The organism is Pseudomonas citri, assembly GCF_025336485.1.
GTDB lineage: Bacteria > Pseudomonadota > Gammaproteobacteria > Pseudomonadales > Pseudomonadaceae > Aquipseudomonas > Aquipseudomonas citri.
Genome location: NZ_JAODAB010000009.1, coordinates 127,240 through 142,369, shown reverse-complemented (window position 1 = coordinate 142,369; position 15,130 = coordinate 127,240). Strand labels below are relative to the sequence as shown.

The 15,130-nt window shown below is 60.0% G+C and carries 17 protein-coding genes; 10 read left to right on the top strand and 7 right to left on the bottom strand.

The window, feature by feature from the left end; genetic code table 11:
* Nucleotides 1–111 precede the first annotated feature (111 nt).
* On the top strand, nt 112–519 hold the full coding sequence (locus tag N4Q37_RS13060; RefSeq protein WP_260958411.1) for an SMI1/KNR4 family protein: 408 nt from the start codon (nt 112–114) through the stop codon (nt 517–519).
* Nucleotides 520–539: 20 nt separating this feature from the next.
* Here the strand turns inward: N4Q37_RS13060 and N4Q37_RS13055 are convergent, their stop codons facing one another.
* Nucleotides 540–2,303, bottom strand: a complete 1,764-nt coding sequence (locus N4Q37_RS13055; RefSeq protein WP_260958410.1) for a cation:proton antiporter — start codon at nt 2,301–2,303, stop codon at nt 540–542.
* Nucleotides 2,304–2,559: 256 nt separating this feature from the next.
* On the opposite strand from N4Q37_RS13055, the gene N4Q37_RS13050 reads away from it, so the two are divergent.
* The gene (locus tag N4Q37_RS13050) at nt 2,560–3,045 is read left to right on the top strand and encodes an acyl-CoA thioesterase (RefSeq protein ID WP_260958409.1); all 486 of its coding nucleotides are present in this window, start codon (nt 2,560–2,562) and stop codon (nt 3,043–3,045) included.
* On the opposite strand, the gene pdxY is transcribed toward N4Q37_RS13050, so the two are convergent.
* Complete coding sequence (pdxY, locus tag N4Q37_RS13045) at nt 3,046–3,918, bottom strand: pyridoxal kinase PdxY (protein ID WP_260958408.1); 873 nt, start codon at nt 3,916–3,918, stop codon at nt 3,046–3,048.
* A gap of 119 nt (nt 3,919–4,037) precedes the next feature.
* Here pdxY and N4Q37_RS13040 point away from each other — a divergent pair, with 119 nt between their 5' ends.
* The gene (locus tag N4Q37_RS13040) at nt 4,038–4,460 is read left to right on the top strand and encodes a DUF3301 domain-containing protein (protein WP_260958407.1); all 423 of its coding nucleotides are present in this window, start codon (nt 4,038–4,040) and stop codon (nt 4,458–4,460) included.
* 12 nt (nt 4,461–4,472) lie between these two features.
* Here N4Q37_RS13040 and N4Q37_RS13035 read toward each other — a convergent pair whose 3' ends face one another.
* On the bottom strand, nt 4,473–5,438 hold the full coding sequence (locus N4Q37_RS13035) for a CobW family GTP-binding protein (protein ID WP_260958468.1): 966 nt from the start codon (nt 5,436–5,438) through the stop codon (nt 4,473–4,475).
* Nucleotides 5,439–5,463: 25 nt separating this feature from the next.
* Between N4Q37_RS13035 and N4Q37_RS13030 the strand changes: the two genes are divergently transcribed.
* Nucleotides 5,464–5,817 (top strand): NADH:ubiquinone oxidoreductase, encoded by a 354-nt coding sequence (locus tag N4Q37_RS13030; protein ID WP_260958406.1) that lies wholly within the window; start codon nt 5,464–5,466, stop codon nt 5,815–5,817.
* Between the two features lie 23 nt (nt 5,818–5,840).
* Here the strand turns inward: N4Q37_RS13030 and N4Q37_RS13025 are convergent, their stop codons facing one another.
* Both N4Q37_RS13025 and zigA read right to left on the bottom strand, forming a co-directional pair.
* On the bottom strand, nt 5,841–6,491 hold the full coding sequence (locus N4Q37_RS13025; RefSeq protein ID WP_260958405.1) for a DUF1826 domain-containing protein: 651 nt from the start codon (nt 6,489–6,491) through the stop codon (nt 5,841–5,843).
* Nucleotides 6,491–7,699, bottom strand: coding sequence for a zinc metallochaperone GTPase ZigA (gene zigA, locus N4Q37_RS13020; protein WP_260958404.1), 1,209 nt, complete (start codon nt 7,697–7,699; stop codon nt 6,491–6,493). Before zigA ends, N4Q37_RS13025 begins: the two co-directional genes overlap by 1 nt.
* A 130-nt stretch (nt 7,700–7,829) precedes the next feature.
* On the opposite strand from zigA, the gene N4Q37_RS13015 reads away from it, so the two are divergent.
* The 5 genes from N4Q37_RS13015 (at nt 7,830) to N4Q37_RS12995 (ending at nt 11,644) form a co-directional block, all read left to right on the top strand.
* Nucleotides 7,830–8,219 (top strand): glutamine synthetase, encoded by a 390-nt coding sequence (locus tag N4Q37_RS13015; protein WP_260958403.1) that lies wholly within the window; start codon nt 7,830–7,832, stop codon nt 8,217–8,219.
* Nucleotides 8,220–8,329: 110 nt separating this feature from the next.
* Nucleotides 8,330–9,226: a GTP cyclohydrolase FolE2 gene (folE2, locus tag N4Q37_RS13010; protein ID WP_260958402.1), complete on the top strand. Its 897-nt coding sequence runs from the start codon at nt 8,330–8,332 to the stop codon at nt 9,224–9,226.
* Nucleotides 9,223–9,891, top strand: coding sequence for a metal ABC transporter ATP-binding protein (locus N4Q37_RS13005; protein WP_260958401.1), 669 nt, complete (start codon nt 9,223–9,225; stop codon nt 9,889–9,891). The genes folE2 and N4Q37_RS13005 overlap by 4 nt, the downstream gene beginning before the upstream one ends.
* Entirely contained in the window at nt 9,891–10,757 is an 867-nt protein-coding gene (locus N4Q37_RS13000; protein WP_260958400.1) for a metal ABC transporter permease, read from the top strand. Before N4Q37_RS13005 ends, N4Q37_RS13000 begins: the two co-directional genes overlap by 1 nt.
* Nucleotides 10,758–10,768: 11 nt before the next feature.
* Complete coding sequence (locus N4Q37_RS12995) at nt 10,769–11,644, top strand: metal ABC transporter substrate-binding protein (protein WP_260958399.1); 876 nt, start codon at nt 10,769–10,771, stop codon at nt 11,642–11,644.
* A gap of 93 nt (nt 11,645–11,737) precedes the next feature.
* On the opposite strand, the gene N4Q37_RS12990 is transcribed toward N4Q37_RS12995, so the two are convergent.
* Nucleotides 11,738–12,259: a DUF3617 domain-containing protein gene (locus N4Q37_RS12990; protein WP_260958398.1), complete on the bottom strand. Its 522-nt coding sequence runs from the start codon at nt 12,257–12,259 to the stop codon at nt 11,738–11,740.
* 141 nt (nt 12,260–12,400) lie between these two features.
* On the opposite strand from N4Q37_RS12990, the gene cls reads away from it, so the two are divergent.
* Nucleotides 12,401–13,840 carry a cardiolipin synthase gene (gene cls / locus N4Q37_RS12985; RefSeq protein ID WP_260958397.1) on the top strand — a complete coding sequence of 480 codons (1,440 nt, stop codon included), beginning with the start codon at nt 12,401–12,403 and terminating at the stop codon, nt 13,838–13,840.
* Between the two features lie 33 nt (nt 13,841–13,873).
* Here cls and cfaB read toward each other — a convergent pair whose 3' ends face one another.
* On the bottom strand, nt 13,874–15,061 hold the full coding sequence (cfaB, locus tag N4Q37_RS12980; protein WP_260958396.1) for a C17 cyclopropane fatty acid synthase CfaB: 1,188 nt from the start codon (nt 15,059–15,061) through the stop codon (nt 13,874–13,876).
* Between the last annotated feature and the right edge of the window lie 69 nt (nt 15,062–15,130).

Genomic DNA, 15,130 nt, shown 5'->3' with positions numbered 1-15,130 from the left:
ACCCCGGCCCCGGCCGGGGTTTTCTATTTTTCGCGGTTGCATCTATGGCGAGCTACTGTATAAACCGCTCCATGTAAAACCGCGCCATCGAGAAAGAGAGGATCCCCGGACGTGGAAGAAATCATCGAACAATTGCGTGAAGCCAACGAACCCGTACCGGTTCCACTGGAATTGCCCGACGAAGATTTGCTGGTAGAGATCGAAGAACAGCTGTTCATCGACATTCCGTTCGTGTTCCGGGAGTTCTTGCTGACCGTCAGCGATGTCGTCTATGGCAGCCTGGAACCGGTGACCGTCACCGATCCGCAGTCTCACACCTACCTGCCGGACGTGGCCGCCAATGCCTGGGATGCCGGTGTCGATCGCAGCCTGATCCCGATCTGCCAGGACGGCGACGATTACTATTGCGTCGAAGAAGACGGCACCGTGGTGCTGTGGCAAGCCGAAGACGAACTGATCGCCGAAGAAACCTGGGAATCCGTCTGGCATTGGGCTCGGGACGTCTGGCTGGAAAGCTGATTCGTTGACGCCGTTGCAGGTCAATGTCCTGAGGATTCCTTGTGGTTGTCCAGGGTTTCGAGCAGGGCCACCTGCATCCGCGTATGCAGGCGGACAAACCAGCGCCAGAGCAACGCCGCGACGGTGGTCGCGACCAGGGCAATCAACACCAACAACTTGTTGGTCGGCAAGATACTGGCCGACAAGGCTGCCAACAGCAGGAAAATCACCAGCAGCGACAAGATCGGGATCACTTCGGCAATGATCCGACGCACGCGCTGAGTGTGCCGGCCCGCCATTTCCGGCTTCACGCCCATCTCCGCCAGCAGCATCGACAGCGCCTTGAGCTTGCGATAGGCGGCAATCAGGAACGGTAGAGACAGCAACAGCGCAGCGCCCCAAATCAACGCTTTCTGCCAGCTCGGGTCGCTGATCCACACCTGCAGGTAAGCCGACATCCGCTCGGCGAAGAAACCGCCCGAGACAAAAATGGCCACGACCAGGGCCAGGTTTACCCCCACCTGCAACAAGATCCGCCTGATCATTGAAGCCAGCAACGCCCCTTCGCCTTGGGGCTGGATGTTGCGCAACCATTCACCATACATCCCCAGCACCCGTGCCAGCCGCTGTGGCATCACAGCCGCCAACTTGACGGACAAGGGGTCGGCGGCCCGAATCAGGTAGGGCGTCAGCAAGGTGGTCAACACCGAGACTGCGACCGCCACCGGATAGAGGAAATCACTGGTGACCTGCAAGGTCATCCCCAACGCCGCGATGATGAAAGAGAATTCGCCAATCTGCGAAAGCCCCATCCCAACGCGTAGCGAGGTGCGTCCGTCATTGCCGGCGATAAAGGCGCCGAGCCCGCAGGACAACATCTTGCCGAGCACGACCGCGGCAGTGATCACGGCAATCGGCCAAGCGTATTGCAGCAATATGGCCGGATCCAGCATCAGGCCGATCGCCACGAAGAAAATCGCGCTGAACAAGTCACGCACCGGCTCCACCAGCCGCTCGATGCGCAGCAGCTGCCGCGACTCAGCCATGATTGCGCCGATCAGGAAGGCCCCCAGGACCATGCTGTATTCCAGCTTCACCACCAACAGGCAAAAACCGAAGCACAGGCCCAGCACGGTAATCAGCAACATCTCGTTGCTTTCGAATTTCGCCACGTAAGCCAGCAACCTCGGCACCAGCAAAATGCCAATGACCAGGGCGACAATCATGAACAGAGACAACTTGCCCACGGTGGAAAAGACTTCGCCGGAGCTCACCGTGCCGCTGACGGCAATGCTCGACAGCAAGGCGATGATGCCGATGCCCAGGATGTCCTCGACGATCAATACACCGAAAATCAGCTGCGCAAAGCGCTCGTTCTTCATCTTCAGGTCATTGAGCGCCTTGACGATGATGGTGGTCGACGAGATGGCCAGGATGGCACCGAGGAAGAGCGAATCCATGGTGCTCCAGTCGAACCAGCGACCGATTTCGTAGCCGATCCAGATCATCAGCACGATTTCGAGGAAAGCCGCGATGAAGGCAGTGGCACCGACCTTGAACAACTTGCGTAGGCTGAACTCCAGGCCCAGGCAGAACATCAGGAAAATCACCCCGAGCTCGGCGAGGGTCTTGATCGTGTCCTCGTCGTGAATGAAACCGAACGGCGGCGTATGCGGGCCGATCAGGAAGCCGGCGACGATATAACCCAGCACCACGGGTTGCTTGAGGCGATGAAAGAGTATGGTCACCAGCCCCGCCGCCATCATGATGATCGCCAGGTCCTGAATGAAACTGATGGCATGCATGAGGAGGCTCCCGTTTCAAAGGACTCATACCGGAGTGGATAAGTCGGTTTTCCTTGTAGGAAATGCCCTCACAGCGGGCCTTTGAAGGGTAACACCGCGACTTCCGACAAAAAGACGGTGCAATATATGGAAACAGATCCAGCGAAGCGTGACGGCAGCCACAGGCGCAGCGTCCCGATATCGGTGGTTTGTAAAACCTTGCCAGCGCCCGCAGAGGCGAACTCCTTCAACCATTGCCTTGAATCGTGAGTACGTTATGGAACCCGGAAACGCCCAGCTGTCGATGACGGTGTTGATGACCCCTGATATGGCCAACTTCTCTGGCAATGTCCATGGCGGCACCCTGCTCAAGTACCTCGACGAAGTCGCCTACGCCTGTGCCAGCCGATATGCAGGGCGCTACGTGGTAACCCTGTCGGTTGACCAGGTGATTTTCCGTGAGCCTGTTCACGTGGGCGAATTGGTGACCTTCCTGGCCTCGGTGAACTACACCGGCAACACGTCGATGGAAGTGGGCATCAAAGTCGTGACCGAAAACATTCGCGAGCGCTCGGTACGCCACACAAACAGCTGCTTTTTCACCATGGTCGCGGTGGACGACCAGCGCAAACCCGCGGCCGTCCCGCCGTTGCAACCGCAGAACAGCGAAGCGAAGCGCCGCTACGAACAAGCCCAGCAGCGTCGGCAGATTCGTCAGGAACTGGAAAAGCGTTACCAGGAAATCAAGGCGGACGGGCCTTGATCAAAAGTTGATCGGCACCGCCTCGAACCGCACCCGCGGATGAGCGATACGGTCTTGGGCGCGAACCAGTTCGAGCTCATAGCTGGCACAGGCCTGGGTTTCCAGCAGCACTTCGTGTACTGCCGAGGCGGTGAATTCCATGGCCGCCACCAGGCTATCCCCCAGCAGTATCCGCGCCAGGAACAAGCCCGACGTGAGGTCACCCACGCCTACCGGCTGACGAGGAAACGCCAGCAGCGGACGGCGCAGGTGCCAGTTGCCATCGGCGGTTACCAACAGCATTTCGAAGCTGTCTTCAGGCTTGCCCGGATACACCAGGTGCTTGACCAGTACCGCCTTCGGCCCGCGAGCCAATAGCCCACGGGCCATCGCCAGGCAGTCGAACAGCGACTGCGCCTTGCGTCCAGCGAAACTGTCCAGTTCCAGCTGGTTCGGGCACAGCAGGTCCGCTACCGCGGCGGCTTCTTCCAGCAGGAAATCGCTCACTTCGGGCGCCACGATGCAGCCCTTTTCCGGATGCCCCATGACCGGGTCACACAAATACAACGCCTTGGGGTTGGCGGCCTTGATCCGCGCCACGCCCGTCAGGATCGCCCGGCCCTGGGCCGCGCTGCCCAGGTAACCGGACAGCACGGCATCGCAGTTACCCAACTCGCCGATCGCCGCGATCCCCTCGACCAAGGCCGGTATCTGCTGCGGCGCGAACACCTCGCCGGCCCATTGGCCATACTGGGTGTGATTGGAATACTGCACGGTATTGAGCGGCCAGACGTTCACCCCGGCCCGCTGCATCGCAAACACGGCGGCGCTGTTGCCAGCATGGCCGAACACCACGTGAGACTGGATGGCAAGCAGATGAGGCGTACGTTTCATGCTGGCAGTTTCCATAAAGCCATTGAAATTCAAGCCACGCAGTATGCGACTAAACACAGCCTGTACGACAGACCGGCGAGGCAGTTAAGCTGGCAGCAACTTGTTGGAGCATTGCGTTCATGCTGACCCTTGGAAATATTTTCGTGCTGATGCTGCTGGCTACTGGCGGCGCCTGGCTGTGGCACAATCATGGCTTGCGCGAACGAGCGCTGGCGAGGGTCATGCAGCATTGCGCCAATCTCAAGATCGAGTTGCTGGATGGCAATGTGGCGCTGAAAAGAATCGGTTTCGTAAGAGACGCCAGTGGACGACGACGTCTGGCACGTATCTACAATTTCGAGTTCACCGTCACGGGGGAGACCCGCCACAGCGGCACCATCACCCAGTTCGGTGCCCACAGCGCACAGATAGAACTGGCGCCCTACCCGATGCCGTTCGAAGAAACGCCACCCACACCGATCGAACCGGTCCCGGGCAGACATCGGGCGGAGGTCATCGAACTGAGCCAATGGCGCCAGGAACACAACAAATGGAAGCCTTGAAACAAGCCTGATCTACACGCACCGGCAACTCATCAGGCCGGTTCGCAAGGCCTCGACATCTTGCGGTTCATCGAAGATCAATTCGATCCGCGAGTCCTGTCGCCATTCGCTGGCCTGCCATTGCAAGGCCTCGCCCTCCAGCGCATTGGCGGACATCCAGCCATCGGCGCCGTGGATAACCATCTTGGCCCGTTTCCAATCGCTACCTCCTAGCCATCGAGCCAACGCCGCCAGTGCGAACTGCTGGCTCGGGTGCCAGCGCCAGCCGATACTCCAGCCACCTTCCAGTTGCTGGTACAGGCAGATTGGCGACGTCGGGTCGGTCCACATGGCCGGTATCTGACCCACCACCGTGGGTTCAAGCAGGTTATCCACAACGCCACGCCCCTGGGCGGCAAAGCCCGGCAATCGCTCGATCGGCAGCGCAGCGCGGTCCGTCCAATACAGCACCGACCCCGGCAGTTGCGCCGCCACCCGTTCCCGATCGGCGGCCGTGAGGTTCTTGGATTTGTTCAATATCAGTAAGCCGGCGTGAGCGAGGGCGAGGCGTTGCGTATCGGGCAATGATTTGCCGCCTGCCAGCGCCTGGGCATCCAACACCATCACGCACGGTTGTACCGTCAATACGCCAAGCCACGGAGCCTCGTTCAACTGCCGCAGTAACTGCACCGGATGGCCCAGGCCGGAAGGCTCGATAAACAGCCGGTCCGGGCGCGCCTTGCGCAACAAACGCCCCAAGCCGATCTGAAAGGGCGCACCGTTGACGCAACACAAACAGCCCCCGGCCACTTCGCCCAGTGCGATACCATCGGCGGCCTGGGTCAATAAGGCGGCATCCAGGCCGATCTGGCCAAACTCGTTGATCAGTACCGCCCAGCGCTCGTTGACTGGACGCTGGGCCAGCAGATGCTTGATCAGGCTGGTCTTGCCGGCGCCCAAAGGACCGGCGATCACATGGGTGGGGATGTCTTGCAACATAGCGACGACTTCGATGGAGGTGAACATGCGGATGATTGGCTGTCTGTTACTGGCGCTGGCTTCGAGCCAGGTATTGGCCCAGGCCTGCGTGGTGCATAGCCAGGCAGAACGGCTCGATGTAAAAGTCTGCCAGCAGAACCGCAACATTCCGCCAAAATTGTTCGCCGACGGCTTCTGCCAACCCAGCCTTGCCGGGCAGAAGGTCGAGGTGCAATACGTTGACCAATGCCCTGGCGGCGCGTTCGGCATTTGCAGTAATGCCCAAGTCGCCAATATGCCTTACCGCCAGGACATTCACTACTACGGCGTGGCGACCGACGCCGCTTACCTGCAACCCTTCTGCGAAGGGCAAAGCCAGGGGACCTGGCTCAAGCCTTAGGGTTTGCACTTTTCGTACAAAGCCTAGGCCAGCCAATCGAGCGTGAGGATCAGTCGACGTTCCCCCGGAGCCAATGCCGGCGAGCGGTGAATCAGGCCGAAACCTTCGTTGCCGTGCCACTTCTCACCCTTGAGCAAGCCCACGTCGGCCTGACGCAACTGCTGGATCATTCGCGGCTCATCGGGCTGCGCCTCGGCACTGGCCAGGCATCGACGGTCCATGGCGCCCTCCTCCAGCCACTCACTGCCGGGGCCCGCATAGGTCGTCAGCAGTCGCACCGGTACATGATCGACATGAAAGCGCGGGCACATTGCCCGGTCCAGCGTGCGCAGGCGCAAGCCGACACGTCGGGCCCCCAGCAGACAGGCAAATGCGCCGACCAGCCAGGCAACATCGGCGACGAAACCTTCGTAACCTTGTAGATCGCCGAAACCCGCGGCAAGCCCTTGCAAGTTCGGCAGCGCATCGTCCGACGGCAGATTCACTACCTGCGATTCGGCAAAAGATTGCTCCATCGAAAGCACCATCGTTGCAAAATCGCTGATGTGTGCAGGCAATTGCCGCTGCCAGACAGCCAGGTTGGTGCCGTCTTCCAGAATCTGCGTGAGCACCTGTGGCGTATCGCCCTGGACCTGGCGAACCGGCACCGCTTGTCCCAGACAAGGCGCCAGCATCACACCGCGACCTCGTGATGCCACGCGCCGAATGGATCAGCCAACCGTCGCCACGCTTCGACACCCAGGGCCATTTCTGCGTCGGTGAGCAGGCACGCATCCAACTCGGCAGCAAGCTTGGCGAAATCCAGGTTCTGGCCGATGAAAACCAGCTCCTGGCGGCAATCGCCCGTGGCGGGCAGCCAGTTCTTCATGATGGCCGCGGTGTCTTGCTCATCCTGCGGCCATTGGTTTTTCGGCACGAAGCGCCACCAGCGGCCGGCATACCCGTGCCTCATCAAGCCGCCGGCCTGGGACCAACTGCCCGCCTCTTCCGGTTTGCTGGCCAGCCAGAAGAAGCCCTTCGAACGCAGGAGCCGACCCTGGCTCCACGGCCGGTCGATGAAATCGAAGAAGCGTTGCGGATGGAAAGGTCGACGTGCCCGATAGGCGGTCGACGCGATGCCATATTCTTCGGTTTCAGGCACGTGTTCGCCGCGCAATTCTTGCAGCCAACCGGGCGCTTGAGCGGCGCGTTCAAAATCAAACAGACCGGTGTCGAGTATTTTCCCCAGCGGCACCTGCCCCATGCTCATGGGGAGGATCTGCGCGCGAGTGTTAAGCCGCCGCACAATCGCAACCAACTCCTCCCGTTCGGCACGACTGATCAGGTCAATCTTGCTGATTAGAATCACGTCGGCGAACTCGATCTGCTCGATCAGCAAGTCGGTGATCGAGCGTTCATCGTCTTCACCCAGGGTTTCACCCCGCGATGCGAGGCTTTCGGCCGCCTGATAATCCACCAGGAAATTCACGCCATCGACCACCGTCACCATCGTGTCGAGTCGTGCAATGTCCGCCAGGCTGCGGCCCTCTTCATCGCGAAACGTGAAGGTTTCCGCCACCGGCAACGGCTCGGAAATGCCGGTGGACTCGATGAGCAGATAGTCGAAGCGGCCTTCCCTGGCGAGCTGGCTGACTTCTTCCAGCAAGTCCTCGCGCAGGGTGCAGCAGATGCATCCGTTGCTCATCTCCACCAACCTTTCTTCTGAACGGCTCAGGCTGACATCTCGCTGGACTTCGCTGCCATCGATGTTGATTTCGCTCATATCGTTGACGATCACGGCGACACGCAGATGATCGCGATTGCGCAAGACGTAATTGAGCAACGTGCTTTTACCGGCACCGAGAAAGCCGGAAAGCACGGTGACAGGAAGACGATTGGGCATGGGGTATATCCTCATCAGACGGCGTAGATGTCCGCGCTTTGGTTCGGGTCAGGGTCAGCGTTTTTTATGTTATAGTATAACAGTTGTATCCAACCAGACCCTTTTTCTCCAAAGGTTTGAGATCCATTCAATGCACCGTCTTTTGAAAGTCCTATTCGCAACCCTGGGGCTGTTAGCGGCAACCGATGTTTCAGCGCAAAACGCGTCCATGGCGAATTGCACTCGCAGCGCCAATTTCCTTGCTTGCACCGACGAACAAGGCAACGCCTACAGCGTCGTGACGGCTGGAAGCGTCATTTACTTGCGAGGATTTGAAGCGGCCCATCGACGCTCCTGGGCACAAACCACCAGTCGCTATGGTCAGCTGACGTTCTTTACCGGCGTGGCTTCCAACGGCGAAGTTTGGGTGGGATACAGCCGCCGAGTCGGCTGGACGACACTCAATCGTTTTTCCAGCTCAGGAGGAAGCGCTGGAAATTTTGTCTGTGGACGCCTGAATGGCTGCCAACTTTCTCGCTGATGTTTCACGTGGAACGAAAGCTGAGAGGATGAAATTCAATTCATGAAACAGATGCGGTCCGTTTTATTGTTATAGTATAACATGTAGACACTTTCCGACGGATCTTGATCATGAATGCGTTAACCCTGCCGGACGTTGCCGCACAAGCAGCTCGGCAAGCCTTGCCTCTCGACTGGGTAGGCATGCACGGAATCGCGATACCGGTATTCATTGATGGCCAACGCCTGACCGCTTTGGCCGATGCCGGCGTCAGTCTCGACGACGGCGAAGCACGCGGTATTCACATGTCACGCTTGTACCTCGCATTGGAGGCGCTGGATAACGTGGCGCTTACGCCGGGATTGTTGCGGTGTGTCCTGGAGCAATTCCTGGAGAGTCATGAAGGTCTGTCTCGTTCGGCTTCCCTGCACATCCATACCGAACTGTTGTTGAAGCGTCCGGCGCTGATCAGTCCATTGGCCGGTTGGAAACGCTATCCAGTGAGCATCAAAGCGAACCTGAACAACACAGTGTTCCACGTGGAACTCCAGATCCAGATTGCTTATTCCTCCACATGTCCTTGTTCAGCGGCCCTCTCCCGGCAGCTAATCCAGCAACAGTTCGTGGACGATTTCGCTAACAAGCCGCTCGAGCACGCCGAAATCCTCGCTTGGCTGGGTTCTTCAAAAGGCATCGTCGCCACGCCCCATAGCCAACGCAGCACTGCCGACCTGAAGGTGCGATTGAACGCCAAGGTCGACGAATTGCCCCTGCTGTCGCTCATCAATGAAGCGGAAGCCGCCCTGGGCACCGCCGTCCAGACCGCGGTCAAACGCGCCGATGAACAAGCGTTCGCCCTCGCCAATGGGCAAAACCTGATGTTCTGTGAAGACGCCGCTCGGCGATTGAACATTGCCTTGAAGCGCTCAGCCGACATCGCCGCTTTTGAGATACACGTGGTTCACGCCGAAAGCCTGCATGCCCACGATGCCGTGGCGCACAGCCGCTGGAACCGGGAGGCATCATGATCAGTTGCCAGGCCCTACGTTGGGGTGCACCCGGACAGCCACTCACTCCGCCCCTGAATATGGAGCGACCAGCAGGCAGCCTGACGGCGATCGTCGGCGCCAACGGCGCGGGCAAAAGCAGTTTGTTGAAGGTGCTCGCCGGGCTGCAAAACCCCTTGTCCGGCAAAGTCGTGCTAGATGTTCCACGTCGTGGCGGCGTCTCATTCCTACCGCAACAGCAACATCTGGATCGGCAATTCCCCATCAACCTGCAAGAGCTGGTGGCAGCCGGCGCTTGGGGCAAGGCCCAAACACCTGCCCAGCGCAGTGCACGACTCCAAGCCGTGCTGGAGGACTGGGCCCTTGGCGGCCTGGAACATCGACCGCTGATGGCTCTCTCCGGTGGCGAACTGCAGCGCGCCTTGCTCGCTCGCCTGAGTCTGGCCCAGGCCCCGCTGTTGTTGCTCGACGAGCCCCACGCGGCCCTCGACGAACAGGGCCAGGCACTGTTGTGGAAACACATTCACACTTGGCATGCCGAAGGCCGGACGCTGGTAGTGGTGTGTCACGACCTGGCCGCGGTGCGCCAACACATTCCCCACACCTTGCTGATTCGTCCTACCGGCTGCGTACTGAACCGCAGTGTCGAGCTGATTACCCAGCAACCTCACGCACAGGTGGCCTGATGCTCACCGCCGCCCATCTCTGGCTGCCTTTTCACGAATTCGCCTTCATGCGTAGGGCCCTGCTCGGTGGCTTGGTGTTGGCGTGCAGTACCGCCCCGCTGGGGGTGTTTCTGATCTTGCGGCGCATGAGCCTGATCGGCGACGCCGTGGCCCATGGCATCCTGCCCGGTGCCGCACTGGGGTTCTGGCTTGCCGGGTTGAGTCTTCCCGCCCTGACTCTCGGCGGCTTGGGCGCAGGCTTGAGCATGGCCGGGTTGGCGGCCTGGATCACCCGGCGCACCGGCCTGCGGGAAGATGCCAGCCTCGCTGCGATCTACCCCATTTCGCTGGCGGCCGGCGTGCTGATCCTGGGCATCGCCGGCAAACGCCTGGACCTGCTGCACTTGTTGTTTGGTTCCGCATTGGCGGTGGACGGCCCGACGCTCATCGGTATGCTCTGGGTCTCAGCCGGCAGCCTGATTGCCTTGGCGTTGATCTACAGGCCACTGCTGCTCGACACCCTGGATCCGCTGTTCCTGCAAACCGTCAGTCGACTGGGGCCGATCGCCCACGGGGTGTTCCTGACCCTGGTGGTATTGAACCTGGTGATCGGCTTTCAAGCCATCGGTGCGCTGATGGTGGTCGGCCTGATGATGCTACCGGCGGCCGCTTCACGATTCTGGAGTCGACGCCTACCGGTTTTGATGGCAGTCGCGGCGCTGTTCGGTTGCGTCTCGGTATGGCTCGGCCTGTTGTTGTCTTTCTATTTCTCAGTGCCCAGCGGGCCGGCCATCGTACTGGTGGCGGGTGCGTTGTACCTGTCGTCCGTGGTGTGCGGTCCAGTGCACGGCTTGCTGCGCCGCCCGCCTTTGCTCACATCCTCTTGAGGTGTTTCCCGATGCGCGTTTTGCTCGTGCTGTTCAGTCTGCTGCTGTCCATGTCCTTGTCCGCGGCCGAGAAGCTCCAGGTGGTGACCAGCTTCAGTATCCTCGCCGACATGACCCGGCAGATCGGCGGCGACCATATTCAGATCACCAACATGGTCGGACCAGACGCCGACGCCCACACCTACGAACCGACGCCGGACGACGCCAAGGCGCTGCTACGGGCGAAACTGATCATCAAGAATGGGTTGGGTTTCGAGCCGTGGCTGGATCGCCTCGTCACCAGCACCGAGACCCACGCCACCGTGATCAGTGCCAGCCATGGCGTGATCCCTCGCTCGCTGGAAGAGGATGGCCAAGCCGTTCCCGATCCACACGCCTGGCACAACCTGGCGAATGCCGAGCTGTATGTCAGCAACATCACCAAGGCCCTGGTGGCCGCCGATCCGGCCAACAAAACCGACTACGAACGTCATAGCCAGGCGTACCTGAAAAAGATCTATGGCTTGCTCGCCGAAGCCAAGGCCAAGTTCAGCGCGTTGCCGGCAGGGAACCGAAAGATCGTGACGTCCCATGATGCGTTCGGTTACCTGGGCCAGGCCTACGGTATCGACTTCATGGCGCCCCAGGGTTTATCCACCGAGCGTGAACCGTCGGCCGCCGAAGTCGCCGCGCTGATTACCCAGATCCGGCAGGAGAAGGTCAAAGCGGTGTTCATGGAGAACATCAAGGACGCGCGCCTGCTCAAGCAGATCGCCGACGAAAGCGGCGCGCGCATTGGCGGTACGTTGTACTCCGACGCCCTCGCCGCCAGTGGACCTGCCAGCACTTTTACCGGCCTGTTCGAGTACAACCTCAACACGCTGTACGAGGCGCTGGGCCGGCCTTGATCGAGCTTACTCGTGATGACGGCGGTTCAGGTCGCTGCCATCGCGAGCAAGCTTTGCTCCCATAACACCCAAGCCACGCCCCCCAAAAGAGGCTCAAGCCCGCGGCTTGACCGTTCCACAATCCTGCCCCAACCACACGGCGCGGGTATCCAGGCTGCCGTTCTGCTGGATACCGGTGGCATTGAACGTGCCGTTGACCTTGGTGGTGAACTCACGATCACTCTGGAAGGTAGCGACGCCATTACCCTGGGCTTTAGGGCAGCTGAAGCGAAACTTCCATTGATTGCCGGTACGCTCGGTGATCTGCTGTTTGCAACCCGATTGCGGGTCTTGCAGCGGGATGTCATTGGTTTGCACCTGCGCAGGGGTCAGGCACACCCGAATACCCTTGCCACCCATGGTGATCCCCTGTTTTTCGAGCATCGCTCGTTGTTCCGGGGTCATCTGGGTTTGCAACTGGCCGAGGATCAGCTGCAGATCCGGCAAGTTCTGGTTGTCGACTTTCATGTTGCTGGTAGTCAACTCCCACAAGCCCGGTTGAAGCATTTGCGCCTGGGCAGCTCCAGAAGCCGACAAACCAACCGCCAAGGCCAAACCCAGCAGACGAACATTCATTGCAAACACTCCAGAGGACAAGTGGCCGTTAGACGCCGCCTGCGGGCTTCGGTTCAGGGCTACGATGAGTGAATTATGTGGCGACATTCGCCATGGAACATGGTCTGTTAAGCATTGAAATTTCAGGAGCAAAAGTGCCCCATGGATTATTTCGGCCCCCATGTCTTCGGTTACCTGATCGCGCTGCTCCACAGTCTCGGTTCAATCGCCGCCATCCACGCGGTGCTGACGGTGCGAACTGCCCAAGGTTCGATCGCCTGGGCCCTGTCGCTGGTGTTCATTCCCTACCTGACCCTGATTCCCTACCTGGTTTTTGGCCGCAGCACCTTTGATGGCTACATCAAGGCACGCCGCGAGGCCAACGAAGAAATGCGCAAGGCCATCTCCGATCTCAACTGGCGCCCCTGGGTCGAAGAGGCTCTCGCGGCCCGCGCCTCACAGGCCTACGCCTCGTTACGGGCCATGCCCAAACTGGGACGTGCGCCGTGCCTGGCGAACAATCAGGTCCGGCTGCTGGTGAATGGCCAGGCCACGTTCGAGGCGATTTTCCAGGCCATCGACCAGGCACGGGACGCGGTGCTGGTCCAGTTTTTCATCATCCACGAAGACCGCATCGGCCAGCGTCTGCAAACACTGTTGCTGAAAAAAGCCGCGCAAGGATTGTCGGTCTATTTACTCTACGACCGCATCGGCAGCCATTCCCTGCCCCACCGCTACGTCCAGGCATTGCGCGACGGTGGCGTCCACGTCAAAGCCTTCGCCACTCGCAGCGGCTGGCTCAACCGCTTCCAGGTCAACTTTCGCAACCATCGCAAGATCGTGGTGGTGGACGGCGTGCTGGGGTTCGTCGGTGGGCACAATGTCGGCGACGAGTACATGGGCGAGCGACCGCCCTTGGCCCCCTGGCGCGACACCCATGTGCAAGTACGCGGGCCTGTGGTGGCGAGCATGCAGGAGTCGTTTGCCGAGGACTGGTTCTGGGCGGCCCGTTCCCTGCCGCCGCTGATCCTGCCCGACCGCTACCCGGACGACGGCGTGCTCTGCCAGTTGCTGGCCAGCGGGCCGGCCGATGCCTACGAGACCTGCTCGTTGTTTTTTGTCGAAGCGATTCACGCCGCCACTGAACGCATCTGGATCACCACGCCGTATTTCATTCCCGACGAAGCGGTATTCGCCGCATTACGCCTGGCGGTGCTGCGCGGTGTGGACGTGCGCATCCTGTTGCCCTCGCGGCCGGATCACAAGGTCGTCTACGCGGCGTCCAGCCTGTATGCGTTCGAGGCGGTGCGGGCCGGTGTGAGGGTGTTTCGTTATGAGCCGGGGTTCTTGCATCAGAAAGTAGTACTGATCGACCGGGAAATCAGCGCCATCGGCAGCGCCAACCTGGACAACCGCTCGTTCCGCCTGAACTTCGAAGTGATGCTGCTGGCCGTGGACATCGCGTTCGCCAGCGAAGTTGAGCAGATGCTGGAGAACGACTTCGACCAGGCCCACGAAATCGCCCAACAGGAAAGCCGGGAAACCCACCGCCTGCAAAAAGTCGGCATGCGGATTGCCCGGCTGATTTCACCGATTCTCTAGTACCGATGCGAGCCTAGGCTTTTCGTACAGAGCCTAAGATACGTAGATATCCTCACGGGTCCAGGGCAACTCATGGCTACCGTCGGCATGGGCCTTCACCGCCAGGATCTGGTGCAAGTTGATCCAGCCCTTGGCGAACGCATAGGCGCAACCGGCCAGGTACAAGCGCCAGATCCGCAGGGCTTGCTCCGGCACTTGCTTGGCGGCCGCCTCGAGGTTGTCCTCCAAGCGCTCGCTCCAATGATCCAAGGTGCGCGCGTAATGCAGGCGCAGGCTTTCGACATCGACAATCTCCAGGCCCGCTTCACTGATGTGCGCGCTGATCATCGACAGGTGCGGTAGTTCACCGTGGGGAAATACATACTTCTCGATGAACTCGCCGGCACCGCGTCCCACCGGGCGACCGTCGGTGTGCTTGGCGGTAATGCCATGGTTCATCACCAACCCACCCGCGCGAACGGCGCCAAACAGGGTTTTGCAGTACTGCGCCAGATTGGCGTGACCCACGTGCTCGAACATGCCAACGCTGACCACCTTGTCGAAACGACCGTCCTGGGGCAGGTCCCTGTAGTCGAGCAATTGCAACTCGATCTGCCCCTCCAGGCCTTGCGCCTTGACGCGTTCGCGCCCCAGCGTCAGTTGCTCCTGGCTCAGGGTAATGCCGAACACCCTGGCACCGAATTCCCGCGCGGCGTAACGCGCCAGGCCGCCCCAGCCACAGCCCACATCCAGCAGATAGTCACCGGGCTGCAGGCGCAGCTTGCGGCACAGATGACGAAACTTGGCTTGTTGGGCCTGTTCAAGGCTTTCGCTACCGGTCTCGAAATAGGCGCAGGAGTAAGCCATGTCGCTGTCGAGCCACAGTTGGTAGAAAGCGTTCGACAGATCGTAGTGATAGGAAATCGCCTTGGCGTCGGTTTCCTTATCGTGGACCGAGCGCACCGGCGAGACATCGTCTTCGTCATTCAGTAGCGCCTGGCTCCATTCGTCGCAGACGCGTATGACTTCGTGGATCGGACCTTCGAGTTCCAGTTTGCCTTCGACGAACGCCGCCCCGAGCGCATCCAGGCTGGGACGGGTGAATTGCGCGACCATTTGTGGGTCCTTGACCACGATCGTAACGCTGGGGTCGGTCCCCAGCATGAATTCATGGCCGTCCCAGAGTCTTAGGCGAAGCGGTAGATGCAGATTCTGTAAGGCCGGTGGAAGTTGCGCGAGCATGGAATACCCCCGTTGTTTCAGACGTCTGAAATGAGGGTAGACCATGGTAGAAAAATAGCCGGCTATCGA